The organism is Actinomadura madurae, from assembly GCF_047130825.1.
In the GTDB taxonomy this organism is placed as follows: Bacteria; Actinomycetota; Actinomycetes; order Streptosporangiales; family Streptosporangiaceae; genus Spirillospora; species Spirillospora madurae.
This window is the reverse complement of the sequence record NZ_CP083237.1, coordinates 4,088,814-4,112,293: the sequence shown is the minus strand read 5'-3', so window position 1 is coordinate 4,112,293 and position 23,480 is coordinate 4,088,814. Positions and strand designations below refer to the sequence as shown.

The following is a 23,480-nucleotide window of genomic DNA, read 5'->3' as shown; positions in this document are numbered from 1 at the left end:
CACGTTGGGGGGCGTGGATGCGCATGAGGAAGTGGTCGTGCGGCTTGGTGCCGTGCGGAAGGATTACGGGAGCGTCGCCGCGCTGGACGGGGTGACGCTGGAGGTCCGGCGCGGCGAGGCCGTCGCGGTGATGGGCCCCTCGGGCAGCGGGAAGTCGACGCTGCTGAACATGGTCGCGGGGCTGGACCGGCCGACGTCCGGGCTGGTGGCGGTGGACGGCCGGGAGCTCACCGGCATGGGCGAGGCGGCGCTGGCCCGGTTCCGCCGGCGGCGGGTCGGGATGGTGTTCCAGTTCTTCCACCTGCTCGATGACCTGCCCGCGCTGGAGAACGTCGCGCTGGCCGGGCGCCTGGCCGGCCTTCCGGCGCGCAAGGCGCGGGCGAGGGCGCTGGAGCTGCTGGACGAGCTCGGCATCGCGGCGCGGCGGGACGCCTACCCGGCGGTGCTGAGCGGCGGCGAGCGGCAGCGGGTCGGGGTGGCGCGGGCGCTGATGAACCGTCCGGCGCTGCTGCTCGCGGACGAGCCGACCGGGGCCCTCGACAGCGCCACCGGCGAGCAGGTGATCGACCTGCTGCTCGACCTCAACGGGAGGGGCCAGACGGTCCTGCTGGTCACCCATGACCAGGCGCTGGCCGCCCGGTGCGCCACCCGGATCGTCGATTTCGTGGACGGGCGGATCGTCCGGGAGACGGCGCAGGAGCGCGTCCGATGAGCGCGGTGTGGGCGGCGTCGCGGGCCGGGGTGCGGCGGCGCGGGGTGCAGACGGTCAGCGTCGCCGTGGTCGTGGCGCTGTCCACGGCGACGCTGGTCTTCGGGCTGGGCCTGCTGTCCGCGTCGACCTCGCTGTTCGACGACGCCTTCGAGAAGGCCCGTGGGGCGCACGCGTCGGTGAGCTTCGACGCGTCCAAGGTGTCGGCGGCGCAGGCGGCGGCGACCGCGAAGGCGTCCGGCGTCACCGCCGCGGCGGGGCCCTTCCAGACGGCCACCCTGGCGCGGACGCGCGGGCCGATCGAGGGGGACGGCGGCCTGCTCGTCGCCGGGCGGGCCAGCCCCGGCGGGCCGGTCGACCGGCTGACGATCACGTCCGGGCGGTGGGCCGAGAAGGCCGGGGAGATCGTGCTCCGGGGCAAACCCATGGGCCCGCTGAGGCTGGGAAGCAGCGTCTCGGCGGACCTCACCGTCGTCGGGTTCGCCACTTCGGCGACCGACTCCGGGCCCGGCGGCTGGGTGACGCCGGAGCAGATCGGCTCCCTGCGGCCGGACGGGCTGATGATGGAGTACCGGTTCGCGCGTGCCGGCGACGCGTCCCAGGTTCGTGAGAGCGTGTCCGCGGCGACCGGCGGGCTGCCGACGCGGGGGTTCGAGTCCTACCTCACCTTCCGGCAGGAGTTCGAGAAGGAGTTCAGGCAGCTGATCCCGTTCGTCACGGTGTTCGGCGCCCTCGCGATGGCCGTGTCGGTGTTCCTGATCGCGAACGTGGTCGGCGGCGCGGTGATCTCCGGCTACCGGCGCATCGGTGTGATGAAGGCGATCGGCTTCACCCCGGCCCAGGTGACCGCCGTCTTCGTCATGGCGGTCCTGGCTCCGGCGGTGCTCGGCTGCGCGGTGGGCCTGGTGGCGGGGCACCTGCTCGCCGGGAAGATGGCGGCGGACCTGGCGTCCGGGTTCGACCTGCCGTCCACCGGAGGCGCCGACTCTGTGCTGGCCGTGGCGGCGGGTGCGGGCGTCCTCGCGCTGGTGGTGCTGGTGTCGGTCCTTCCGGCGCTGCGGGCCGGACGGCTCCCGGCCGTCCAGGCGATCAGCGCCGGGACCGTGTCGCGGCGGGGACGCGGCCGGCGCGCGCAGCGGTGGCTGGCGCGGACCCGGCTGCCCGCCTCGCTCGGGCTGGGGCTGAGCCTGCCGGTCGCGCGTCCCGCCAGGGCGGCGCTCACGCTCGCGGGGCTCTGCCTCGGCGTGGCCGCGGTGACGATGGGGACGGGGCTCCAGCAGACCGTCCTCGGCATCCTGACGGCGGACACCGAGGGGCACACGTCCGTCCAGGTGGGGCCGGACCCGCGCAGCGGGCCGTCCGGCGTGTCCGAGCAGGAGATCTTCGCCGCGGTGCGCGCGCAGCCCGGGACCGCGCACATGATGTCGTCCGGCAACACGGTGGTGACGGTGCCGGGATCGCCCTCCAAGCTCCACGCCGAGACCTACCGCGGTGACTACCGGGCGTTCCTCGGTGACAACCTCGTCCGCGGGCGCTGGTTCAGCCGGCCCGGCGAGATCGTTCCGAGCGAGGCGTTCATGCGGCTCAATCATCTGGACGTCGGCGACGACCTGACCCTGCGGGTGGACGAGAAGCAGGTCACGGTGCGCATCGTGGGCGCGTTCTCCCACGATGACGCCAAGAGGCTGATGCTGGACGCGGCGAGCCTTCCCGCCACCGGGGACGAGGTCCGGCCGGTCTCGGTGATCGTGAAGCCGGGGACGGACCCGGCGGCCTACGCCGCGCGGATCAACGCGGGCGGCGGGCTGTACGCCGAGGTCAGCGAGTCCGACCTCGGCGGTAGTGCGATCTTCAGCGGCCTCTTCCTGCTGTTCTCACTGATCATCTGCACGACCGCGGCGCTCGGGGTGCTGAACAGCGTGGTGCTCAGCGCCCGGGAGCGCGCCCGCGACCTCGGCGTGCTCAAGGCGATCGGGATGTCGCCGCGGCAGGTGGTGCTGATGATGGTGACGTCCATGGCCGCGCTCGGGGCCGCCGCCGGCGCCGCCGGGGTTCCGCTCGGCGTGCTCGCCCACCACGGCGTCGTGGAGCTGACCGGCGAGCTGCTCGGCAGCGGGATGGCCGCGTCGTGGATCCACGTCTACTCGTGGTCACTGCTGGCTTCGCTCGCCTGCGCCGGGCCGGTCGTCGCCGTCCTCGGCGCCTGGCCGCCCGCCGGACGGGCCGCCGCGACCCGCACCGCCGCGGTGCTGCGCAGCGAATGAGGGCGCCGTGAAGGCCACGGCCACCGTCAGCCCGCCGCGGGGGTTGGCCGTGGCCTCCACGGCGAAGCCGTGCGCGGCGGCGATGGCGGCGACGATCGACAGGCCGAGACCCGCCCCCTCGGCCGATCCCGTCCGGTCGGCGTGCAGCCTCCGGAACGGCTCGAACAGCCCGTCCACCTGGTCGGCGGTGATCTCCGGGCCGGTGTTGCGGACGACCAGCCCGCCGCTCGACAGCTCGACCCGGACGTCCCCGCCGGGATGGTTGTGCAGGACCGCGTTCCGCACCAGGTTGGCGGCCATCCGGGTGAGAAGGACCTCGTCGCCGGAGACCGTGACCTGCTGGAGGGCGGTGCTGACGGTGACACCGCCGGTCTTCGCGAGCGCCGCGCCGTCCTCGACGACCTGCCCGACGACGGCTTCGAGGTCCACCGGGACGCGGGTGTCGAGCCCGCGCTCGCCCTGGGCGAGGACGAGCAGCCCCTCGATGAGCCGCTCGGACCGCCGGGTGTTGCGCAGCATCTCGGCCCGGATCTCGTCGAGCCTCTCCGGGGAGGGGCCGGCCAGCCCGACCTCGATGGCGGTCCGCTGGATGGCGAGGGGGGTGCGCAGCTCGTGGGACGCGTTGGCGATGAAGCGGCGCTGGCTGTCGACCGCCTCCTCCAGCCGGTCGAGCATGGCGTCGAAGGTGTCGGCCAGCTCCTTCACCTCGTCCTGCGGACCGTCCAGCGCGATGCGCTCGTGCAGGGTGGACAGCGACAGGCGGCGGGCGGTGGCGGTGACGCGGTGCAGCGGCCGCAGCAGCCGCCCGGTCAGCCACCAGCACACCGCGAACGCCAGCACGGCGATCACCACGATGGCGCCGAGGACGACGACCTTCTGCGAGTCGACGAGGCCGTCCTGGAACTCCTCCCGCCCGACGACCCGCCTCGCCTCCGGCGGGGGAGAGGGGCAGGAACCCTCGGCGGCGCCGGGACGGCACTCGACGGCCTGTGCCACGAAGGGGACGTCCTGCACCCTGTCGTCCACGATCCTCTGCTGGATCCACAGCACGGTGCCGAGCACGCCCAGCGTGATCACGGTGAAGAGCCCGCCGTAGAGCAGCGTCATCCGCGCCCGGATCGTCATCGGCCTCACAGCCGGTACCCGCTTCCGGGCACGGTGACGATGACGGGCGGGTCCCCGAGCTTGGCCCGCAGCTTGCTCATGGTCACCTTCACGACGGTGGTGAACGGGTCGGTGTTCTCGTCCCACGCCCGTTCCAGCAGGTTCTCGGTGCTGACGACCGTGCCGCGCGCCTGCATGAGAACCTCCAGCACCGCGTACTCCTTGCGGGAGAGCGGCAGGTAGCGCCCATCGCGGAACGCCTGCCGCCGCGCCGTGTCGAGGGTGAGGCCGCCGTGCTCCAGGACGGGCGGCAGCGGCGGCGCGTTCCGGCGGGCCAGCGCGTTGACCCGCGCCACCAGCTCGTCGAACGCGAACGGCTTGGCCAGGTAGTCGTCCGCCCCCAGGTTCAGGCCGTCGACCCGCTCGTGCACGGCCCCGGACGCGGTGAGCATCAGGATGCGCACCGGCTCCCCGCTCCGCGCCAGCTCGCGGCAGATGTCGTCCCCGTGCACCCCGGGCAGGTCCCGGTCCAGCACGAGGACGTCGTAGTCGTTGACCGCGAGCCGCACCAGCGCGCCGTCCCCGTCGTAGGCGACGTCGACCGCCATCGCCCGCTCGCGCAGCCCTTCCGCCACCAGATCGGCGAGGAACCGCTCGTCCTCGACCACCAGAACCCGCATCCCCTCATTGCCGCAGAACGCCCATAAGCCGGCGGTTAACGCCGCTCCCGCACACGATCGGCGAATAAGATCATCCCGGCGGAGGGAGCCGCGTGAACGGAGCCAACGAGTGGGCGCGCCCATTAATGATCAAGCATGTGGAGCGCATGACCGCCGACCTCACGGAGGAGCTGACCGGGCGCGACACCTGGCGGGAGCTCGGGGGGCCGGCCGTCCTCGACTACGTCGTGAACGCCGACCTGACCCCGCCGCCCGGCCGGCAGATCGCGCACCGGAACCAGGCGTTCGGCAGCCTGTTCCTCGTGGTGAGCTTCTTCCCGACCGTCAAGTTCCGGAAGATCCGCAAGGAGCTGCTTCCGAACGGCTACCTGGCCCTGCTCGACCCGATCATGCACTCCTCGGGCTACTCGTCCGGCGCGGTCGACCTGGCCCACTGGATGCTGCTCAGGGACCCGGGGAACATGTCGGTCACCCTGACCTACCTGCCCGCGGGACAGGCGACGATCCCGCTGCTGCCCTGGGACCTGCTGTCCTCAGAGGAACGCCGCAAGGTCGACCAGCACATCTTCTGACCGCCTCCGCGGCCCCTCCGGCGGCCAAAGGGCTCCCCTGACTTGTCCACGACGACGCCATCCCGGGCGCCGGCCCGGCCTCGCGGTGGGACGATTGGTCCCGCCGGACACCCTTGCCGAAAGGACCGCCGTGGACTTCAAGCTGGAACTCGTCAACGTCCCCGTCTCGGACGTCGACCGCGCCAAGGCCTTCTACGTCGACAAGGCCGGGTTCGACCTCGACCACGACCACAAGGTGAACGAGGAGATCCGGTTCGTCCAGCTGACGCCGCCCGGGTCGGCCTGCTCGATCTCCATCGGCACCGGCCTCGGCACCGAGACGGCCCCCGGTTCCGTCCAGGGCCTGCAACTGGTCGTCGAGGACGCCGACGCCGCCCGCGCCGAGCTGGCCGCCCGGGGCGTCGACGTCAGCGAGGTCCAGGAGTTCCCCTGGGGCCGCTTCGTCTTCTTCCAGGACCCGGACGGGAACGGCTGGAACGTCCAGCAGCCGACCCGCCCGAGCTGACGGCGGGGGTCAGGTGAGGGCGGCGACGCCCTCGGTGAGGGCGATCTTCATCGGGCACCCTCCGCGAACGCGGCGAGTTGGGCGGCGACCGTGCCCCAGCCGTCGGCGAAGCCGAGCTTGTCGTGGTGGTCGCGGGATTCCGGGTCGCCGTGCCGGACGACGATCCGGTAGTCGGTGCCGTCCGGGTGGTCGTCCAGCGTGATCGTGGCGGTCATCGGCACCGGGGCCGGGTGCGCCGGGCGCCACGTGCTGTCGATCGCGTTGGTGAACACGAGCCGTTCGAGCTCGTCGACGGCGAGGAAGCACGCGTTCATGTGCGGGACGAACTCGGCGCCGTCGTCGCTCATCCGGGTCACGAACGCACCGCCGGGCCGCAGCTCCAGGCGGTCCACCCGGCAGCGGGCCGGGGCCGGGACCCACCACCGCTCCAGCCGGGACGGGTCGGTCCAGGCCCGCCACACGGTGGCGCGCGGTGCGCGGATGATCCGCTCCAGGCCGAGGTCGAGGTCGGGATTCATCGTGGGTTCTCCTCATCGGGGTCGGTGACGAACCGTTCGAGACGGTCGGTGCGCTCCTCCCAGATCCGGCGCTGCTCGGCGAGCCAGTCGTCGACGAGGGCGAGCCGCTCGCGGTCGAGCACGCAGGTGCGCACCCGGCCGGACTTGACCGTGCGGATCAGCCCGTTCGCTTCGAGCGTCCGCACGTGCTTCATGAACGAGGGGAGGGTGATCGGGAACTCGCGGGCGAGGTCCCCGACGCTCGCCGGTCCGCGGCCGAGCCGCCGGACGACGGCGCGCCGGGTCGGGTCGGCCAGGGCGACGAAGACGCCGTCCAGTTGCGCCGAATACTGTGCCATGTGGCTAAGTATTGCGCGCGCCCAATACTTAGTGCAAGGGCTAAGTGTTCGCGAGTCTAGGCGCTGGTGAGGATCCGCATCAGGGCGGCGGCGAACTCGGCCGGCTTCTCGATGTGGGGGCTGTGGCCGGTCTCGGGGATGACGATCTCCTCGTATCCGCCGCCCGCCGCGGCGTAGGCGTCCAGGACGGCCCGGGTCTGGGCCAGCATGGGCTGCGCCGGACAAGACTCCGCGCCCGGCCAGCCGGGAACGGCGCCGAGCGACCCCAGATGGGCGAGGTCGAACATCGACGTGTCGGACACGATCTGGTCGGAGTCGCCGCGGATCCACCCGATCGGCGGCTTCGGGGAGATCGTGTGCAGGTCGTCCAGGCGGAAGTTGCCGGGCGCGATCGTGTTCAGGACGCCGCGCCGCCCCGCCGCGACCCCCGGCCAGCCGTCGGCCTTCACCGTGTCGCCGGGGTAGTGGTCGTCGCCGATCCGGGTGCTGAGCATCGACTCGACGAGCATGTCCTCGTCGGCCGGGGCGAACGGCGGCTTCACGTAGAACGAACGCAGGACCCGGCGCGGTGACAGCGGGGAGCCGTCGGTGCGGTCGCCCTCCCGCAGCAGCCGCACGAAGTCGGGGTTCGCGGTGCCGCCGCCCGATCCGGTGCCGAGGTCGTCGTACGGCGTGCCGGACGCCCCTCGCGTGCCGCCGAAGCCGTACGGGGACACGGGGTTCACCAGCGTCACAGTCCGGACCGAGCCGGGACGGTCGCGCAGGAGTTGCAGGACCACCCCGCCGCCCAGGCTCCAGCCGGCCAGGTGCACCGGGCCGAGGCCGAGCGCGTCGATCGTCGCGGCGACATCGTCGGAGTAGTCGCGCACGCCTCGCGTGGCATCGACCGGGAGGGGGTCGGTGTCACCGAAACCGCGCAGGTCGACCGCCACCGGGCGGTACCCGGCGGGCAGGTCGAGCATCGTCCGCTGCCAGAACAGGCTGGACGAGACGTTCCCGTGGACGAGGACCACCGGCTCGCCCGCCTCCCGTCCGGCGACCTCCAGGACGTTCACCCGTAGCCGGCCGGTGGGGACGGTGCGCGCGGTGATCCCGCCGAGCAGCGATGTCATGGCGCTCTCCTTGTCACGACAGGGCCGCGGCGACGGCCTTCGCGCCGGCGTCGGCGAACAGGATCGAGTAGTGGTTCGTCCCGGCGACCGTGGTGACGTCGAGCTTCGCCAGGGCGGACGGGTCGGGGTAGAGCGGCGGCGTCTCGTCCAGCAGGCCGCGCTCGGCGCGCAGGAACGGCGTGCCGGGCGGCAGCGCCTCGTACGCCTCCCGCGGCGCCGCGCCCGAGTGCAGGTCGACGAAGTCGGCGGCCATGGCCTCCTCGGACGCCCTGCTGCGGAATCCGCCGTCCGCGCCGGTCAGGTCGTAGTCGACGTAGGCCTCGGCGGCGGGCGTCCAGCCGGCGAACGCCGGATGCGCCCGCCAGTGGTCGCGGTACGCCTCCCGGCTCGGGAACCGCATCCGCAGCCGCCGCGCGGCCGGGCCGAGCACCGTCTCCGGGCCGCCGGGCGGTGCGGGCAGCGGTGCGCCGCCGTCCACGAGCACCAGCCGCGCCACGCGCTCGGGACGTCGGTGGGCGAGGACGGCCGCGACGAACCCGCCCATCGAATGCCCGGCGACGCGGGCCCGATCGATCCCGAGCGCGTCCAGCACGGTGATGCAGTCCCGGGCGTGCGAGGCCATCCCGTACGGGCCGCTCAGGGTGCCGCTGCCGCCACGTCCGCGCAGGTCCGGGGCCACCACCGGGCCAGGAAGCCGCGTGGCGGTCTCGATCCACGCCATGCTCGACGCCGTGATGCCGTGGACGGCGAGCACGGGTGCGCCGTCCGAAAGGTCGCCCCACACGGCGACGGTCAGCTCACCTCCGTCCACCGGGACGGAGGTGTAGGAGGGGACGCGCAGGCCGGACACCCTCACACCGTCGCCCAATGGCCCCGGCACGGCAAGGTGACCAGCGCCTATGCGGCCGCCCCGCCCCATGTGGACGGGCCACACGCGCAGGTCACGCGTTTCGCTGTCTCATGTCCTGGACGGCGCGGTAGGCGAAGGCCATCGCCGATCCGATCGGGATGCCCGGCCCCGGATAGACGGGCCCGGTGAACGAGGCGCTGGTGTTGCCTGCGGCGTAGAGCCCGGGGATGGGACGGTCCGCGCCGTCCAGGACGCGGCCGTCGGGGTCGGTGCGCAGCCCGCCCTTGGTCCCGAGGTCGCTCAGGACGAGCTCCGCCGCGACGTACGGCGGCTCGTCGACGGCGACGAGGCAGGGCTTGCCGCCGGTGAAGAACAGGTCGTAGGGGTCCTCGCCGCGATGGAAGTCCTCGTCCACGCCCTTCTGGGCGAACCCGTTGAACCGCTCGACCGTCCTGGTGAGCGCGTCCGCCGGGAGCCCGGTCTTCGCGGCCAGCTCGTCCAGCGTGCCCGCCTCGACCCAGGCGCCGGACGCCCGTTGCTCGTCCGCCGCCAGCGGCGGGACGGAGAGCGCCGGGAGCCCTCGCGTCCGCGAGTCGAAGATCAGGTGGAAGGGGCCCTCGGACGCGGCCATCCGCCGTCCCATCCGGTCGTACGGGAGGGACTCGTTGGCGAACCGGTGTCCCGACCCGTCCACGATCAGCCCGCCCCGGAAGCCGAGCGTGAACGCGGGCCGCCCGTCCGGGGTCAGGAGGCCGGGGCAGAACCACGCCTGGTCCAGCAGGCCGGTGGACGCGCCGACCCGGACGGCGGCCTCGATCGCGTCGCCCGTGTTCGCGCCGTCCGGGGCCATCGTCCACCGCGCGTCGCCCGGGACGCCGCGCCCGGCCCGCAGCGCGGCCGAGGACTCGAAGCCGCCGGCCGCCAGGAGCACGCCGCGCGCCGCGCGCAGCCTGAGCCCGCCGGCCTCCACGCCGGCGACCCGCCCGCCCTCCATGATCAGCCCGGTCAGCGGGGTCCGGGTGCGGACGACGCCGTTCCCGGTCGCGGTGAGCGCCAGCAGCAGCCGCCCGATCAGCGCGCGCCCCTGCGCCATCGGCCTGGACGAGTGCCCGCGTCCCGTCCTGTCGCGGTCGACCGGCGGGCGGACCAGCCCCGCCCGCTCCCCGAGCCGCTCCACGGGCAGGTCCAGCGGGACGAACGAGCGCCCCATGTCCAGCCGCCCCGGCGCGTCGAAGTAGTCGGGGAAGGGCCGGAACTCGAACTCGATCGCCGGGTCCGCCTCCAGGAAGTCCACCAGCTCGGGCGCCGTCTCCAGGAACGCCTCCCGGTGCGCGGCGGCGCCGTCGCCGAGGAGGGCCCGCAGGTAGGCGCGCGCCGCCTCGGCCGAGTCGCCGATCCCCGCCCGCTCCTGCACCCGCGTCCCGGGCAGCCAGATCGCCGAGCCCGAGTACGCGGACGTCCCGCCGAGCAGCCCCGTCTTCTCCAGGACGGCGGTCCGGAGCCCGGCCGAGGCCGCGGTCAGCGCCCCCGCCATCGCGCCGGCGCCCGACCCGGCGACCACCACGTCGTACTCGTCGTCCCACCCGGGTGCTCCCACGTGACGTCCCCTCCGGCCTCGGGATCTCGGCGCGGCCACACCGTAAGCGCGCCCGCCGGGACCCGGGCCGAACCGTCCCACTGACCGGTATCGAGCATCGCGGGTACGGCCGCGACTCTGGATATTGTTCCTGGTGGCGGGGCCGCCACCAGGACCGGAGGGAGGACCGTGGCGAGGATCGCAGCGGCCAGGCTGTCCGCCGAGCCCAGCTCACCCGAGCAGCACGACCGGCGGCAGCGCATCCTCCGCGCCGCGACCCGCATCGGCGCCGAGAAGTCCCTCGAACGCGTGCAGATGCACGAGGTGGCGAAGGCGGCCGGGGTCGCGATCGGCACCCTGTACCGGTACTTCCCGTCCAAGATCCACCTGTTCACCGGGGTGATGGCCGCGCAGGTCGACCGGCTCCGCGCGCAGGTCACCGAGCCCGCGCCCGGCACCGCCCCCGAGGACGCCGTCGCCGACCTGCTCGTCGAGGCCAGTCGGCACCTGCTGGCCCAGCCCGTCCTGTCGGCGTCGATGCTGCACGCGTCGAACACCGCCCACGCCGCGACCGTCGCCGAGACCGTCCACATCGACGCCACGTTCCGCGAGATCCTGCTGCGGGCCGTGGGCATCGAGGTGCCGACCGCGCAGGACGTCACCCTCGTCCGGCTGGTGATGCAGTGCTGGTACGGGGTGCTCCAGTCGAGCCTGAACGGCCGCGCGTCCATGGCGGACATCGAGGGCGACATCCGGCTGGCCTGCCGCCTCCTCCTCGCGCCCCGCTCGAACGCCTGACCGGGAGGCGTCAGCGCTTGCCGGTGCCCGTGTCGTCGAGCGCGGCGACGCCGTAGGCGGCGTAGGTCCGGCGCGCGTCCCGCCGCTCGAAGTACGGCGTGATCTGCTCGCCGAACTCCTCGACGGAGAAGACGCCGTCCGCCGCGGTGAACTTCCGCTCCACCTCCGGCGCGGCCATCAGCGCGACCATGTCGCCGTAGACGACGAACACCTGCCCGCTGATCTTCTCGGACGCGGGGGACGCGAGGTAGCCGACGAACGTCCCGACCCGCTCGGGCGCGAGGACGTCCAGGCCGCCGGGGGAGGTGCCCTCGGCGAACGTCGCCTCGGTCATCGCGGTCCGGGCGCGGGGGCAGATCGCGTTGGCGCGCACCCCGTACCGGCCGAGGCCCGCCGCGGTCGACAGCGTGAGCGCGACGATGCCCGCCTTCGCCGCCGCGTAGTTCGGCTGCCCCGCGGGCCCGAACAGGAACGCCTCCGACGCGGTGTTGACCACCCGTCCGTAGACCGGCCCGCCCGCGGCCTTGCTCGCCGCGCGCCAGTGCACCGCCGCCGCGCGGGACACCGCGGCATGCCCCTTCAGATGGACGTGGACGACGTCGTCCCAGTCCGGTTCGGACAGGTTGAACAGCATCTTGTCGCGCAGCACGCCCGCGTTGTTCACGAGGACGTCCAGGGAGCCGAAGGTGTCGACGGCGGCGGACACCAGCGCGTCGCCCATCGACCAGTCGCCGACGTCCCCGGTGACCGCGACCGCCTCGCCGCCCGCCTTCTTGATCTCGGCGGCGACCTCGTCGGCGGCCGGCCCCATGTCGTTGACGACGACGTTGGCGCCGAGCGCCGCCAGGGCGAGGGCCTCCGCGCGGCCCAGCCCGGCGCCCGCGCCGGTGACGACGGCGGTGCGGCCCGCCAGGGAGAGGTCAGCGCTCATCGAGGCCTCCGTGTCGATGTCAGATGGCACGCCGGACGCTAGTACCGGCCTCCAGGCCGCTTCCGCTCACGTCCCGCTGAGCGGGCACGGCCCAGCAATGTAGGCTGGATCTATGTAGATGTGATCTACGTAGAGTGGAGTCACGGTGTTCATCGGCAGGAAGACGGAGCTGGCGCTCCTGGCCAAGCGCCTTCAGCGCGTCACCACCACGGGCACGGGAACGGCGGTCGCGCTGCGGGGCCGCCGCCAGGTGGGCAAGTCCCGGCTCGTCCAGGAGTTCTGCGACCGCGCGGCCGTGCCCTACGTCTTCTCCACGGCCACCAAGGGCGCCTCGCCCATCGAGGCGGTGGCCGCCTTCCTGCGCGACCTGAAGGAGTCGGCGCTGCCGGACGACCCGGAGCTCGTCCCGCTCCTGGAGAACGGCAGCTGGCCGGACGCCTTCCGCGTCCTGGCCACGGCGCTCCCGGACACGCCGTCCATCGTCGTCCTGGACGAGCTGCCCTGGCTGGCCGAGCAGGACCCCGTCTTCGACGGCGCGCTCCAGACCGGATGGGACCGGCTCCTGTCGTCCAAGCCCGTCCTCCTCCTGCTCCTGGGCAGCGACCTCCACATGATGGAGCGGCTGACCGCCTACGACCGGCCCTTCTACGGGCGCGCCGACACCCTCGTCCTCGGCCCGCTGAACCCGGCCGACACGGGCGAGGCCCTCGGGCTGGACGCCGCCGACGCCGTCGACGCGCACCTGGTGTCCGGCGGCCTGCCCGGCATCGTCCGGACGTGGCCCCACGGCACGCCCGCGCTCGACTTCCTGAGAGCCGAGTGCGCCGACCCGGCCGCCGCGCTGTTCAGCGTCCCGGAGGCGTCCCTGCTGGCCGAGTTCCCGAACCCCGACATCTCCCGCCGGGTCCTGGAGGCGATCGGGTCCGGCGACCGCACCCACGCCAACATCGCGGCGACCGCCGGCAACCGCGACGCCGCCCTCCCCTCGGGCACCCTCTCGCCCCTCCTCCGCCGCCTCACCACCGAGAAGAACGTCCTCGCGGTGGACGAGCCGCTGTCCACCAGACCGGGCAAACCCGCCCTCTACCGGATCACCGACAGCAACCTGCGCCTCTACCTGGCGGCCCTCCGCGCGGCCCACGAGCAGGCCCGCCGGGGCCGCCCCGAAGCCGGTTTCCGCCTCATCGAGCGCCGCTGGACGTCCTGGCGCGGCCGGGCCGTCGAGCCCCTCGTCCGCCAGGCCATGGAGCGGGCGGACCTGCCCTGGCCGGACGCCGAGGCGGTGGGCGGCTGGTGGAACCGCCGGTTCGACCCGGAGATCGACCTGATCGGCGCGGACCGCGCCCCCGTGGCGAACCGCATCCTGTTCGCCGGCTCGATCAAATGGCTCGGCACGCCGTTCGACTCCCACGACCTGGCCGCCCTCCGCCGCGCCGCCGTCCACGTCCCCGGCCTGGACCCGGCGACGACCGCCCTCGCCGCCGTCTCCCTCTCCGGCGGGAACACCGACGGCCTCGACCTCCTCTGGACCCCAGAGGACGTCATCGCCGCCTGGAAGGGATGATCATGCACACCCCCCTCACGCCCGCGCCCGCGATCAGCGTCACCGACGCCGAACTGGACGACCTTCGCTCACGACTGCTCCGCACACGGTGGCCGGCGGCATGGCCCACACCAGGATGGGACGCAGGCACCGACGCAGGCGAACTGCGACGCCTGACGGACTACTGGGCCAACGGCTACGACTGGCGCGTCCATGAAGCCGCCATCAACGCGCTCCCGTCCCGGTACGCGGACATCGACGGCACACCGGTCCACTATCTCCGCTTCGACGGAGAGAGGGCCGGCGCCCTGCCGATCGTCCTGACACACGGATGGCCCAGCTCCATCCTCGAACTGGTCGGCCTGGCCCGCCGACTGGCCGCACCCTCGCGGTACGGAGGCGACGCGGCCGACGCGTTCACCGTCATAGTCCCGTCGCTGCCCGGTTTCGCGTTCTCGCCGCAGCGGCCCTCCTTCGGTGAGGCGCAGCAGACGCACCACCTGTGGCACCGGCTGATGCACGACGAACTCGGCTTCGAACGCTACGCCGCTCATGGCGGCGACCTGGGCGCCGGAATCAGCTCCCGCCTCGGCGAGGCCCACCCCGAAGCCCTGGTCGGCATCCACGTGCTGGCGGTGGCCGACCCACCGGCGTACGACGCCGGCGGCCTCACGCCGGAGGAGCAGGCGTACCTCGCCTCCCGCGCGGCGTGGAGCGCCGAAGAGGGCGGCTACCAGCACGAACAGAGCACGCGGCCCGTCACCCTGAGCTACGGGCTGGACGACTCACCGACCGGTCTGCTCGCCTGGATCGTGGAGAAGTACCGCGCGTGGAGCGACTGCGGAGGCGACCTGTCGTCCCGGTTCAGCGACGACTTCGTCCTCACACAGGCGTCCCTCTACTGGTTCACCCGCACCATCGGGACGTCCTTCCGCCCCTACTACGAGTACAACCGGGGCTTGACGCGCCGCGTGGAGAAGGTGACCGCGCCCACGGCTCTTGCCCTGTTCCCGGCCGACCTCGCCCAGCCGCCCCGCAGTTGGGCCGAACGCACCTACAACATCACCTGGTACACGGTCATGCCCCGTGGCGGCCACTTCGCCGCCCACGAGGAACCCGACCTCCTCGCCCACGACCTAGCAGCCTTCTTCCGCCCGCTCCGCTGACCACCGCACTGTCAGAACGCCACTTTCGCCCAGACCCACTTTCCGCAGGGGTCGGTCCTGGTGACTCCGCAATCCGCGGAGAGCGCCTGGACGATCGGTAGGCCACGTCCGCGCATCCCGGCGTCGTGACCGGGTTCGAGCGCCCGCGCGTCCGGGACGAGGTCGTCCAGGACCAGTTCGACGATCGGCTGCGCCACCGGCATGGCGTCGGACGCGTCCCACACCGCGATCGTCACGGCTCGTGCCTCCCGGGTGAACCTGACCCGGATCTCCCTGCCCGGCGTGCTCTCCGCCGCGTTGGCGACCAATTCGCCGGCCACCTGCCGAACGTCCCCGGCGATATGAGTGAGCCCCCATTCGCAAAGCCGGAACTCCACCAGCGTCCGCACCAGTCCAGCCGTCGACCGCGCCGCCACACACGACATATCCAGTTCGCCCGAATTCAAGGGCGTTCGCGGCGCTGGTGGCTCACGTGAAGTGCGGCGGCATGGCCTTCTGAGTCACTGGGCGCCACGTGCTCCGGGCGCTTCGTCGCGTCTGAGGGAGGGCGGGGTATGGAGCGAGCGGGGCGCCGGTTGTTCTTGGGGTCTGCGGGGTTGGGAGCCTTGCCCGCCTGGCTGGAGGCGCTGCCCGCCATGCCCCGGCGGGCGGTGTTGATTCCCACGGCGGCTAATCCGCTGCCGTCCGCTCCGTTCGTTGATGCCCTCGCCGACCTGCTCAGGGCCGAGGGGCTGGGGGTCGAATACCTCGATCTCGAACGGGCCGTGGCTGAAGACGTCCAGCGGGCCCTGGGGAGGGCTCAGGCGGTGCTCGTCGCCGGCGGGTATCCCATGTTCTTGTTGCAACATGTTCGCGGCAGCGGATTCGACCGCATCGCCGTGGACGCGGTTGGCGGTGGGGCTCTGGCTTACGTCGGCATTTCGGCTGGGGCGGCTCTGGTCGGGCCGGATCTGCGGATGCTGCGCGACGTAGATGATCCTGGGGTCGTCGCCTCCACTGCTGGGCTCGGTCTTGTTCCTTTCGTCGTGCTGCCTCATCGCAATCGAGGGCGTGCAGAACGTCATGACCGGTTGGCCGAGCAGGGTGGGTGGCCGGTGGTGTCGATCAATGATGATCAGGCCGTCACGGTCGGCGGGGGGCGTTTTGAGGTGGTGGGGTCCCGGTGAGGGTGGTCGCTTCGTAGAACGAGGCCCAGGCGTCGCCGACCGGGCCCAGGTGGCCGAGCTTGTCGGGGTTGGTCACCGTGCGGATGGTCTGGATCTGACCGTCGAGGACGTCGAAGGCCCAGGTGCTCAGCACCCTGCCGTCCCGGTCGCGGAAGATGGCGCCGGGCTGGCCGTTGACCTGGTGCGGCTCCACCCGTGCCTCGATCCGAGCGAACAGCGGGGCGAGCGCGGCGAGCACCCGGGTCACGTTCTCGGTGCCGGCGAAGCCGTCGGCCCACTGCGGGGCCTTGCCGCCGTTGTCGCCGACCATCTGGACGTCGGCGGCGAGGAGCGCGGCGAGCCCGTCGACGTCCCCGTCGCGGAAGGCGTCGAGGAAACGGCCGGCGAGCTCGTCGCGTTCGGCGCGGTCGGCCTCGAACCGGGACCGGCCCGCGTCCATGTGGCGGCGCGCCCGGACCGCGAGCTGGCGGCACGCGGCCTCCGAGCGGCCCACGGCGGAGGCGACCTCGGGGAAGCCGAAGCCGAACACCTCCCGCAGCACGAACACCGCCCGTTCGAGCGGGGTGAGGCGTTCGAGCAGCAGGAGGGCCGCCATCGACAGCGAGTCGGCGAGTTCCGCCGAGCGCTGCGGGTCCTGGTAGGGGTCGGACAGCAGCGGCTCGGGGAACCACGGCCCGACGTACCGCTCCCGCCGCACGCGGGCGGAGCGCAGCACGTCGATCGAGATCCGGCTCACGGTGGCCGACAGGTACGCCTTGACCGAGGCGGGACGGGTCGAGGACGTCTCGTAGCGCAGCCAGGTCTCCTGGACCGCGTCCTCGGCCTCGCTGACGCTGCCGAGGATGCGGTAGGCGATCGAGAACAGCAGCGGCCGCAGCTCCTGGAACTCCTCGACCCGCCTCACGCCAGCTCTTCCTGGAAGCCCTGCCGCCAGGACGCGTAGCGCGGCTCCCAGCCGAGCTCCGCCCTGGCCTTGGCGTTGGAGAAGCCGCGGCCCTCGGTCATCATCGTGACGGCCACGTCACCGGCCAGGGGGCGGGCCAGCCAGGCGGGGACCCGCATCGGCTTCTTCGCGCCCGCGCACTCGGCGAGATGGGGCAGCCACTCGTTCACCGGGGCGGGCTCGTCGTCGACGATGTTGAAGACCCCGCTCACCTGCTTCTCCACGGCGAGGACGGTCGCGAGCGCCGCGTCGTCCAGGTGGATGAACGAGCAGTGGCCGGCGCCGCCCCCGACGATCGGGAACTGCCGCTTGCGGACGGGCTCGACCAGGTCGCCGGTGGCGCCCGGCCCGTAGAACCAGCCGTACCGCAGGACGGTGCCGCCCGCCCGGGTGACCGCGTCCTCGACGTGGGCGAGCGCCGCCATCCCGGGCTCCGCCGGCGTCCCCGCCATCAGGTCCAGCGGGTCCTCCTCGGTCTTCACCCAGCCGCCCTCGCGGATGCCGTTCCAGGACGCGTAGGCCTGCGCGACGAAGCGCGTCACGCCGGTCGCGTCCGCCGCGGCCAGCAGGTGGTCCGTTCCCTCGGTGCGGAGCCGGTTGGTACCGGCGAACCACCGGTCCATGTGCTTCATGTCGGCCTTGCCCGCGTGGGCGACCGAGATCGCGGTCATCTGGTGGACGATGACGTCCGGCCGCGCCTTGGCGACGGCCTCGCCGACCGACGCCGCGTCCAGCCCGTCCATCACGACGCCCTCGGCGCCGAGCCGCGCCGCCACGTCCAGCTTGGACGCGCTCGTCGTGGTCGCGGTCACCTCGTGGCCGCGCTCCACCAGCAGCGGCACCAACCGCCGCCCGAGAACGCCGGTTCCACCCGCTACGAACACCCGCATGACCATCCTCCTCGCGGTCGGAAAGTGTTGTCAGACCTGAGACGAGACAGCCCGGCCCACCTGTGACATCCAGGTGGCCGGGCGCGCCCTCACCAGGGGAGCGGGCCCTCCTCGCTGAAGTACCCGGCGGTCGGGCCGTCCGCACCCAGCGTGGCCAGCCGCACCAGGACCGCCGCGCCCTGCGCGACCGTGAGGTACCCGGTGTGGTCATTGCCGTCGGTGGCGACGAAGCCGGGGGCGGCCGCGTTGACGAGGACGCCGTCCTTGCGCAGCTCGTTGGCGTATTGGACGGTCAGCGCGTTGAGCGCGCTCTTGGACGGCGAGTACGCCGCCGACGGCAGCAGCACCGACATGGGGCCTTCCGGGTCGCTGAGGAGGGTCATCGACGCGGCGTGGCTGCTGACGTTCACGACGCGCGGCGCCGGTGACCGCCGCAGCAGCGGCAGCATGGCGTTGGTCACCGCGATCACCCCGAAGACGTTGGTCTCGAACACCGCCCGGACCATGTCCAGGTCGACGGTGCTCGGCACCTGGTCGTGGGCGTCCTCGGGCGAGACCTGCCCGGAGCCGGTGATGCCGGCGTTGTTGATCAGGACGTCGAGGCGGCCGAAGCGCTCCTCGATCCACCGCGCGGCCTCCTGGACGGTCGCCCGGTCGGTGACGTCCAGGACGATCGCGTGCACGTCGCCGCCCGCCGCGCGCAGCGCCGCGGCGGCCTCCTCGCCGCGCCGCGTGTCCCTGGCGCCGACCAGGACCGTCATGCCCAGCTCGGCGAGCTGCTCGGCGGCCCCGCGGCCGATCCCCTTGTTCGCTCCGGTGACCAGCGCGACCTTCCGGTGCGTCGCCTGCTCGTTCATGGTCGCTCCTTGCTTTCGGAGAGCGTGGGTCCCGCTCGAAACCCGTTGTCGCGACCCGAGACGAGTCAGCCCGGCCACCAGTGACATCCGGAGGTGCGTGACGACGACCACATCCCTCGTTCAGGCCGGCATGTCACTTCCCGAGCCGCACTGCCGTCCTTGGGGCAGAACCGCGATGAGGAGGAAACATGACGGCAACGATCCTGGTCACCGGTGGCACGGGCACGCTCGGGAGCCACGTCGTCCCGCTGCTGCGGGCCGCCGGGGGGGACCTGCGGGTGCTCAGCAGGCGCACGCGGGAACCCGCCGGCGGCATCGAGTACGTGACCGGCGACCTGGTGAACGACGAGGGGATCGCGGCCGCGGTGAACGGGGTCGAGACCGTCGTCCACCTGGCGGGCGGCAACAAGGGCGACGACGTGGCCGCCCAGAACCTGATGCGGGCAGTGGCGCAGGCGGACGTGAAGCACCTGGTGCTCATCTCGGTCATCGGCGCCGACCGGGTGCCGCTGGCCTGGCTCAGGACGCAACTGGAGGTGGAGCAGGCTGTGATCGGCTCTGGGGTGCCCTACACGATCCTGCGCGCGGCCCAGTTCCACGACCTGGTGCTGAAAATGGTGCGGAGTATGGCGAAGCTGCCGGTCGTGCCGAAGCCGGGCGGGCTGCGCTTCCAGCCCGTCGACGCCCGCGACGTCGCGGAGCGGCTCGTGGAACTGGCGCTCGGCGCACCGGCCGGACGCGTCCCCGACCTGGCCGGGCCGCGGGTCCACGGCCTGGACGACCTCGTCCGCGGATACCTGGAGGCGCGCGGCGGGCGGCGGCGTCCGATGCTGCCCGTCCGCATCCCGGGCAAGGCGGGCCGCGCCTACCGCGCCGGTGACAACCTGGCGCTGGACGGCGCCGACCACGGCGCCCGCACCTGGGAGGACTTCCTGTCCGAACGGCTGGGGCGCGAGGCCGGCGAGCCGGCCGCGGCGTCCGCCGGTCGGTAGGGGCGCGTCGGCGTCAGGCCTGCCAGCCCGCGGGGTTCGAGCAGGACTCGCGGGAGATGCCCGAACCGGTGTCGGGGAACGTCCCGAAGCGTTCGTTGTGCAGGTGGGCGAAGAAGTAGCACATCGCCTCGCAGTCGCCGTCGAGCACGGCCATGCGGGGGTCGGCGGTCACCGCGGTGTAGAAGTCGCGGCCCATCGCGACGATGAAGCCGCGCGCGTAGAGGAAACCGTCGTCGGAACCGTCCGTCACCGCCTGGACGTCGGCCCGGTCGATGTCGTAGAGCAGGCGCTCGCACACCCGGTCGAGGTCGGTCAGCTCGTCGGCGGGCAGGTCGCGGGCGGCTGCGCGGAGGTTGCCGAGGAACGCGTCCAGGGCCTTCGTGACCACGGAGATCTCGGGCATCGCCCACACGTCGGTGTCAGGGTCGCGGGTCGCCAGTGCCCGCCGCGCCGCGCCGACCTCGGCGCCGAGCGGCGCCCACGCCGCCTCGATCACGTCCCAGAAGCGTTCTCGGTCCATGGCGGAAGCCAACCAGAGACCGCCGACAATCCGTCAGGAGATCCAGGCCTCGACCCGGGCGCGCAGGACCTTGCCGGTGGCGTTGCGGGGGAGCGGGTCGCCGGTGATGTGCCAGCGGCTCGGGACCTTGAAGTAGGCGAGCCGCTCCCGGGCGAAGGCCGCGAGGTCCTCGGCGGCGGGCGCCGGGCCGGCGAAGACCGCGACGGCCGCGACCTCCTGGCCGAGGTCGGGGTGCGGGACGCCGATGACGACGCACTCGCGCACGCCCGGGTACTCGGCGAGGACGTTCTCGACCTCGGCCGGGTAGACGTTCTCCCCGCCGCGGATGATCAGGTCGGAGCGGCGGGCGGTGAGCCGCAGCCGGCCGTTCTCGACCAGGCCGATGTCGCCGGTGCGCAGCCAGCGGTCCGCGTCGAGCGCGCGGGCGGTCGCCTCGGGGTCGCGCCAGTAGCCGACCATGGTGTAGGCGCTCCGGGCGCAGACCTCGCCCTCGACCCCTTCCGGGACCGGCGCGCCGCCGGCGTCGCGGATCTCCACCTGGACGCCGATGATCGGGCGGCCGAGCGTCCCGGGATCCTCCGCCAGGTCGGCGGGGGTGGCGGTGGAGATGGCGGTGCACGACTCGGTGAGCCCGTAGCTGTCGACCATGCCGCCCTTCGCGGGCGGGAAGGCGGCCTGGAGCCGCGCCTTGAACGCGGGCGAGGACGGGGCCGTGGCCAGTGCGAACGCGGTGAGGGACGACAGGTCGTACTTCCCGGTGCCGCCGTGCTCGACGATCCGCCTAGCCATGGTCGGGACGGCGCCCCAGTTCGTCACGCGCTCCTTCTCGATGAGGCCGAGGACGGAGTCCACGTCGAAGCCGCCCTCGTGCATGACCACGGCGGTGCCGGTGGCGAGCCGCGGGACGGCCAGGTTGTGCAGGCACGCGATGTGGAACAGCGGCAGCGCCAGCAGGTAGCGCCGCGCGGCCGGGTCGTCGCCGTACTCGCGGAGCACGGCGTCGTTGAACCGGTGGTACTCGATCACCGAGGTGAGGTTCCGGTGCGAGTGGACGGCCCCCTTCGGGCGCCCTGACGTGCCGCTGGTGTAGAGGATGACGGCCGGGTCGTCCTCGGCGGCGTCCGGGACGTCCAGGACGGCGCCGGGGTAGCGCCCCGTCAGCGACGGGACGTCCCTCTCGATGGTCAGCACGTCCTCGGAGATGAGGGCGGCCCGCTTCTCGTCGGCGATGACGACCTTCGGGTCGGTGTGCCCGAGGGCGTACTCGATCTCGCGCGGCGCCCACCAGGCGTTGTAGCCGACCGCGACGGCCCCGGCGGCGATCGCCGCCCAGAACGCCACGATCCACTCGGGGCTGTTCGCCGCGTCGATCGCGATGCGGTCGCCGGGGCGGACGCCGAGGTCGTCCCGCAGCGCCCTGGCCATGGACGCGACGGCCGCGGCGTGCTCGGCGAAGCTCAGCCGGCGGGACGCGGTGACGACGTAGTCCCGGTCGCCGAACCGGGCCGACCGGGCGAGCACCTCGCCGAGGCTGCGGGCGCGGTTGGCGAACACCGGAATCCGCGCGCCGAGCACGTCCTCCTCCCGCAGCTCGAACGCGCCCCCGGGACCGGTCAGCTTCCGGACGATCTCCATCGGAACCCTCCTCCTCGCCGCCGGGCTCATTCTCAGCCGCCGCACCACGGCGTCACCTGGGAATTCCGCTCACCGGGACGGCCCGAGGTGCCCGCACGGCCCGCTGGTTAACGTCGGGACCGCGGAGGGAGCGGGAGTGCGAGACGAGACGATCGCGGCGATGCTGCTGGCGAGGCTGGGAGACGACCGCCCCGGCCTGCGGAGCCGCGACCGGTCCTGGACATGGGACGAGGTCGTCAGGGAGAGCGCCGCGCGCGCGTCACTGGCCCGCGAGCTGCGCCGGGACGGACCGTTCCACATCGGCGTGCTGCTGGAGAACGTCCCGGAGTACGTCCTGTGGCTGGGGGCGGCGGCGCTGGGCGGCGCGACGGTCGTCGGCATCAACCCGACCCGCACCGGCGCGTACCTGGAGCAGGAGGTCCGGCACACCGACCCGCGGCTCGTCGTCACCGACCGGGCCGGGCTGAAGAAGCTGGACGGCCTGGACATCGGCGCCCCGCGCGACCGGTTCCTCCTGATCGACGAGGACGGCTACGAGGCGAGGGTCGCGTCCCATGCCCGCGAGCCGGAGCCCGACCCGTCGGTCACTCCGCTGACGCAGATCCTGCTGCTGTTCACGTCCGGGACGACCGGGGCGTCGAAGGCGGCGCGCTGCTCGCAGGGGCGGCTCGCCGAGCTGGGCCGCGACAACAGCGCCAAGTACGACATCGAGCGCGGCGACGTCTGCTACTGCCCGATGCCGCTGTTCCATGGCAACGCGCTCATGGCGCTGTGGGCACCGTCCCTCGCCGTAGGTGCGACCGTCGCCCTGGCGGAGAGGTTCTCCGCCACCAGGTTCCTGTCGGACGTCCGCTTCTACGGCGCGACGTTCTTCACCTACGTCGGCAAGGCGATCGGTTACATCCTCGCCACGCCGGAGCGCCCGGACGACGGCGACAACACGCTCACGCACGGGTTCGGCACGGAGGCGTCCCCCGAGGACAAGGCCGCGTTCCGGCGCCGCTTCGGCGCGACGCTGATGGAGGGCTACGGCTCCAGCGAGAGCGCGGGCATGATCCAGCGGGTGGCGGATACGCCGCCGGCCGCGCTCGGACGTCCCGCGCACGACGGCGTCCGCGTCGTGAACCCGGAGACCCGCGAGACGTGCGCCCCCGCGATCCTGGACGGGCACGGCCGCGTCACCAACGCCGAAGCGGCCGTCGGCGAGATCGTCGACGTGCACGGCGCCGCGAAGTTCGAGGGCTACTACAAGAACCCCGAGGCGGACGCCGAGCGCGTCAGGCACGGCTGGTACTGGACGGGTGACCTCGGCTACGTCGACGCGGACGGGTTCCTCTACTTCGGCGGGCGCTCCGGCGACTGGATCCGCGTCGACTCGGAGAACATCTCGGCGCTGCACATCCAGAACGTCGTCCGGCGCCACCCGAAGATCGTGGACGCGGTCGCGTTCGGCGTCCCCGACCCGCGCTCCGGCGACCAGGTGATGGCCGCGATCGAGATCCCGCCCGGCGTCCGGTTCGAGGACCTGGACTTCGCCGCGTTCCTCGCCGCCCAGGACGACCTCGGCACCAAGGGCGCACCGCGCTTCGTGCGCGTCTCGCACGCGCTGCCGACGACCGGCTCGGGGAAGCTCAAGAGAAGGGAACTGCAGCTCGACGGCTGGCGCACCCGCGACCCCGTGTTCTGGTGGGCGGGGCGGGGGGCGCCCGAGTACGTCCGGATGACCGAGGCGGACAGGGAGGCGCTCCGCGCGGAGTTCGCCGCCGCCGGCCGCCGCCGCTTCCTCCCGTGAACGCCTCCCGTGACAGGAA

The 23,480-nt window shown here is 73.0% G+C and carries 24 protein-coding genes; 10 read left to right on the top strand and 14 right to left on the bottom strand.

The features are described from left to right. Positions 1-37 precede the first annotated feature (37 nt). Together K8Z49_RS18595 and K8Z49_RS18590 are read left to right on the top strand one after the other, a co-directional pair. The gene (locus tag K8Z49_RS18595; RefSeq protein ID WP_083598159.1) at positions 38-712 is read left to right on the top strand and encodes an ABC transporter ATP-binding protein; all 675 of its coding nucleotides are present in this window, start codon (positions 38-40) and stop codon (positions 710-712) included. Further along, positions 709-2,973: an FtsX-like permease family protein gene (locus K8Z49_RS18590; RefSeq protein ID WP_412520006.1), complete on the top strand. Its 2,265-nt coding sequence runs from the start codon at positions 709-711 to the stop codon at positions 2,971-2,973. The genes K8Z49_RS18595 and K8Z49_RS18590 overlap by 4 nt, the downstream gene beginning before the upstream one ends. On the opposite strand, the gene K8Z49_RS18585 is transcribed toward K8Z49_RS18590, so the two are convergent. Together K8Z49_RS18585 and K8Z49_RS18580 are read right to left on the bottom strand one after the other, a co-directional pair. Continuing rightward, positions 2,860-4,098 (bottom strand): sensor histidine kinase, encoded by a 1,239-nt coding sequence (locus K8Z49_RS18585; RefSeq protein WP_412520004.1) that lies wholly within the window; start codon positions 4,096-4,098, stop codon positions 2,860-2,862. The genes K8Z49_RS18590 and K8Z49_RS18585 overlap by 114 nt on opposite strands. A gap of 5 nt (positions 4,099-4,103) precedes the next feature. Then, complete coding sequence (locus tag K8Z49_RS18580; RefSeq protein WP_111830082.1) at positions 4,104-4,757, bottom strand: response regulator transcription factor; 654 nt, start codon at positions 4,755-4,757, stop codon at positions 4,104-4,106. Positions 4,758-4,903: 146 nt separating this feature from the next. Here K8Z49_RS18580 and K8Z49_RS18575 point away from each other — a divergent pair, with 146 nt between their 5' ends. After that, positions 4,904-5,329 (top strand): hypothetical protein, encoded by a 426-nt coding sequence (locus K8Z49_RS18575; protein WP_143118654.1) that lies wholly within the window; start codon positions 4,904-4,906, stop codon positions 5,327-5,329. Between the two features lie 130 nt (positions 5,330-5,459). After that, entirely contained in the window at positions 5,460-5,834 is a 375-nt protein-coding gene (locus K8Z49_RS18570; RefSeq protein WP_021592383.1) for a glyoxalase superfamily protein, read from the top strand. 47 nt (positions 5,835-5,881) lie between these two features. On the opposite strand, the gene K8Z49_RS18565 is transcribed toward K8Z49_RS18570, so the two are convergent. The 5 genes from K8Z49_RS18565 to K8Z49_RS18545 all read right to left on the bottom strand — a co-directional run bounded on the left by K8Z49_RS18565 (position 5,882) and on the right by K8Z49_RS18545 (position 10,249). Further along, on the bottom strand, positions 5,882-6,352 hold the full coding sequence (locus tag K8Z49_RS18565; RefSeq protein ID WP_021592382.1) for an SRPBCC domain-containing protein: 471 nt from the start codon (positions 6,350-6,352) through the stop codon (positions 5,882-5,884). Further along, positions 6,349-6,690: an ArsR/SmtB family transcription factor gene (locus tag K8Z49_RS18560; protein ID WP_412520000.1), complete on the bottom strand. Its 342-nt coding sequence runs from the start codon at positions 6,688-6,690 to the stop codon at positions 6,349-6,351. The genes K8Z49_RS18565 and K8Z49_RS18560 overlap by 4 nt, the downstream gene beginning before the upstream one ends. Before the next feature lie 56 nt (positions 6,691-6,746). Then, positions 6,747-7,802 carry an alpha/beta hydrolase gene (locus K8Z49_RS18555; RefSeq protein WP_412519998.1) on the bottom strand — a complete coding sequence of 352 codons (1,056 nt, stop codon included), beginning with the start codon at positions 7,800-7,802 and terminating at the stop codon, positions 6,747-6,749. A 13-nt stretch (positions 7,803-7,815) separates the two neighbouring features. Beyond that, positions 7,816-8,652: an alpha/beta fold hydrolase gene (locus K8Z49_RS18550; protein WP_218163793.1), complete on the bottom strand. Its 837-nt coding sequence runs from the start codon at positions 8,650-8,652 to the stop codon at positions 7,816-7,818. Positions 8,653-8,743: 91 nt separating this feature from the next. Then, positions 8,744-10,249, bottom strand: a complete 1,506-nt coding sequence (locus K8Z49_RS18545; RefSeq protein ID WP_412519996.1) for an FAD-dependent oxidoreductase — start codon at positions 10,247-10,249, stop codon at positions 8,744-8,746. A gap of 168 nt (positions 10,250-10,417) precedes the next feature. Between K8Z49_RS18545 and K8Z49_RS18540 the strand changes: the two genes are divergently transcribed. Then, on the top strand, positions 10,418-11,026 hold the full coding sequence (locus K8Z49_RS18540) for a TetR family transcriptional regulator (RefSeq protein WP_021595399.1): 609 nt from the start codon (positions 10,418-10,420) through the stop codon (positions 11,024-11,026). 10 nt (positions 11,027-11,036) lie between these two features. Here the strand turns inward: K8Z49_RS18540 and K8Z49_RS18535 are convergent, their stop codons facing one another. Then, positions 11,037-11,957: a 3-oxoacyl-ACP reductase gene (locus K8Z49_RS18535; RefSeq protein WP_075022984.1), complete on the bottom strand. Its 921-nt coding sequence runs from the start codon at positions 11,955-11,957 to the stop codon at positions 11,037-11,039. Positions 11,958-12,102: 145 nt separating this feature from the next. Here K8Z49_RS18535 and K8Z49_RS18530 point away from each other — a divergent pair, with 145 nt between their 5' ends. Next, positions 12,103-13,521 carry an AAA family ATPase gene (locus K8Z49_RS18530; RefSeq protein WP_412519993.1) on the top strand — a complete coding sequence of 473 codons (1,419 nt, stop codon included), beginning with the start codon at positions 12,103-12,105 and terminating at the stop codon, positions 13,519-13,521. A gap of 2 nt (positions 13,522-13,523) precedes the next feature. Beyond that, positions 13,524-14,666, top strand: coding sequence for an epoxide hydrolase family protein (locus tag K8Z49_RS18525; RefSeq protein ID WP_412519991.1), 1,143 nt, complete (start codon positions 13,524-13,526; stop codon positions 14,664-14,666). An 11-nt stretch (positions 14,667-14,677) separates the two neighbouring features. Here the strand turns inward: K8Z49_RS18525 and K8Z49_RS18520 are convergent, their stop codons facing one another. After that, positions 14,678-15,091 carry an ATP-binding protein gene (locus tag K8Z49_RS18520; RefSeq protein WP_276330237.1) on the bottom strand — a complete coding sequence of 138 codons (414 nt, stop codon included), beginning with the start codon at positions 15,089-15,091 and terminating at the stop codon, positions 14,678-14,680. A gap of 180 nt (positions 15,092-15,271) precedes the next feature. Here K8Z49_RS18520 and K8Z49_RS18515 point away from each other — a divergent pair, with 180 nt between their 5' ends. Then, the gene (locus K8Z49_RS18515) at positions 15,272-15,832 is read left to right on the top strand and encodes a Type 1 glutamine amidotransferase-like domain-containing protein (RefSeq protein ID WP_181663114.1); all 561 of its coding nucleotides are present in this window, start codon (positions 15,272-15,274) and stop codon (positions 15,830-15,832) included. Here the strand turns inward: K8Z49_RS18515 and K8Z49_RS18510 are convergent. The 3 genes from K8Z49_RS18510 to K8Z49_RS18500 all read right to left on the bottom strand — a co-directional run bounded on the left by K8Z49_RS18510 (position 15,789) and on the right by K8Z49_RS18500 (position 18,522). Beyond that, positions 15,789-16,736 carry an RNA polymerase sigma-70 factor gene (locus K8Z49_RS18510; RefSeq protein ID WP_021595391.1) on the bottom strand — a complete coding sequence of 316 codons (948 nt, stop codon included), beginning with the start codon at positions 16,734-16,736 and terminating at the stop codon, positions 15,789-15,791. The genes K8Z49_RS18515 and K8Z49_RS18510 overlap by 44 nt on opposite strands. Further along, positions 16,733-17,665, bottom strand: coding sequence for an NAD-dependent epimerase/dehydratase family protein (locus K8Z49_RS18505; protein ID WP_075023152.1), 933 nt, complete (start codon positions 17,663-17,665; stop codon positions 16,733-16,735). The genes K8Z49_RS18510 and K8Z49_RS18505 overlap by 4 nt, the downstream gene beginning before the upstream one ends. A gap of 89 nt (positions 17,666-17,754) precedes the next feature. Further along, complete coding sequence (locus K8Z49_RS18500; RefSeq protein ID WP_412519987.1) at positions 17,755-18,522, bottom strand: SDR family oxidoreductase; 768 nt, start codon at positions 18,520-18,522, stop codon at positions 17,755-17,757. A gap of 188 nt (positions 18,523-18,710) precedes the next feature. Between K8Z49_RS18500 and K8Z49_RS18495 the strand changes: the two genes are divergently transcribed. Then, entirely contained in the window at positions 18,711-19,514 is an 804-nt protein-coding gene (locus tag K8Z49_RS18495) for an SDR family oxidoreductase (protein ID WP_412519985.1), read from the top strand. 13 nt (positions 19,515-19,527) lie between these two features. On the opposite strand, the gene K8Z49_RS18490 is transcribed toward K8Z49_RS18495, so the two are convergent. Both K8Z49_RS18490 and K8Z49_RS18485 read right to left on the bottom strand, forming a co-directional pair. Next, positions 19,528-20,034, bottom strand: a complete 507-nt coding sequence (locus K8Z49_RS18490; protein WP_412519983.1) for a DUF4240 domain-containing protein — start codon at positions 20,032-20,034, stop codon at positions 19,528-19,530. A 33-nt stretch (positions 20,035-20,067) separates the two neighbouring features. Further along, on the bottom strand, positions 20,068-21,669 hold the full coding sequence (locus K8Z49_RS18485) for a class I adenylate-forming enzyme family protein (RefSeq protein ID WP_218163795.1): 1,602 nt from the start codon (positions 21,667-21,669) through the stop codon (positions 20,068-20,070). Positions 21,670-21,805: 136 nt separating this feature from the next. Between K8Z49_RS18485 and K8Z49_RS18480 the strand changes: the two genes are divergently transcribed. After that, positions 21,806-23,461: an AMP-binding protein gene (locus K8Z49_RS18480; RefSeq protein ID WP_412519981.1), complete on the top strand. Its 1,656-nt coding sequence runs from the start codon at positions 21,806-21,808 to the stop codon at positions 23,459-23,461. Positions 23,462-23,480 lie beyond the last annotated feature (19 nt).

Bases quoted from the DNA above. Each gene is read 5' to 3' on its own strand.
- K8Z49_RS18555 (WP_412519998.1), bottom strand. From the start codon at position 7,802: ATGACATCGCTGCTCGGCGGGATCACCGCGCGCACCGTCCCCACCGGC.
- K8Z49_RS18520 (WP_276330237.1), bottom strand. From the start codon at position 15,091: ATGTCGTGTGTGGCGGCGCGGTCGACGGCTGGACTGGTGCGGACGCTG.
- K8Z49_RS18585 (WP_412520004.1), bottom strand. From the start codon at position 4,098: ATGACGATCCGGGCGCGGATGACGCTGCTCTACGGCGGGCTCTTCACC.
- K8Z49_RS18525 (WP_412519991.1), top strand. From the start codon at position 13,524: ATGCACACCCCCCTCACGCCCGCGCCCGCGATCAGCGTCACCGACGCC.
- K8Z49_RS18590 (WP_412520006.1), top strand. From the start codon at position 709: ATGAGCGCGGTGTGGGCGGCGTCGCGGGCCGGGGTGCGGCGGCGCGGG.
- K8Z49_RS18580 (WP_111830082.1), bottom strand. From the start codon at position 4,757: ATGCGGGTTCTGGTGGTCGAGGACGAGCGGTTCCTCGCCGATCTGGTG.
- K8Z49_RS18560 (WP_412520000.1), bottom strand. From the start codon at position 6,690: ATGGCACAGTATTCGGCGCAACTGGACGGCGTCTTCGTCGCCCTGGCC.
- K8Z49_RS18505 (WP_075023152.1), bottom strand. From the start codon at position 17,665: ATGCGGGTGTTCGTAGCGGGTGGAACCGGCGTTCTCGGGCGGCGGTTG.
- K8Z49_RS18535 (WP_075022984.1), bottom strand. From the start codon at position 11,957: ATGAGCGCTGACCTCTCCCTGGCGGGCCGCACCGCCGTCGTCACCGGC.
- K8Z49_RS18565 (WP_021592382.1), bottom strand. From the start codon at position 6,352: ATGAATCCCGACCTCGACCTCGGCCTGGAGCGGATCATCCGCGCACCG.
- K8Z49_RS18495 (WP_412519985.1), top strand. From the start codon at position 18,711: ATGACGGCAACGATCCTGGTCACCGGTGGCACGGGCACGCTCGGGAGC.
- K8Z49_RS18490 (WP_412519983.1), bottom strand. From the start codon at position 20,034: ATGGACCGAGAACGCTTCTGGGACGTGATCGAGGCGGCGTGGGCGCCG.
- K8Z49_RS18485 (WP_218163795.1), bottom strand. From the start codon at position 21,669: ATGGAGATCGTCCGGAAGCTGACCGGTCCCGGGGGCGCGTTCGAGCTG.
- K8Z49_RS18500 (WP_412519987.1), bottom strand. From the start codon at position 18,522: ATGAACGAGCAGGCGACGCACCGGAAGGTCGCGCTGGTCACCGGAGCG.
- K8Z49_RS18575 (WP_143118654.1), top strand. From the start codon at position 4,904: ATGACCGCCGACCTCACGGAGGAGCTGACCGGGCGCGACACCTGGCGG.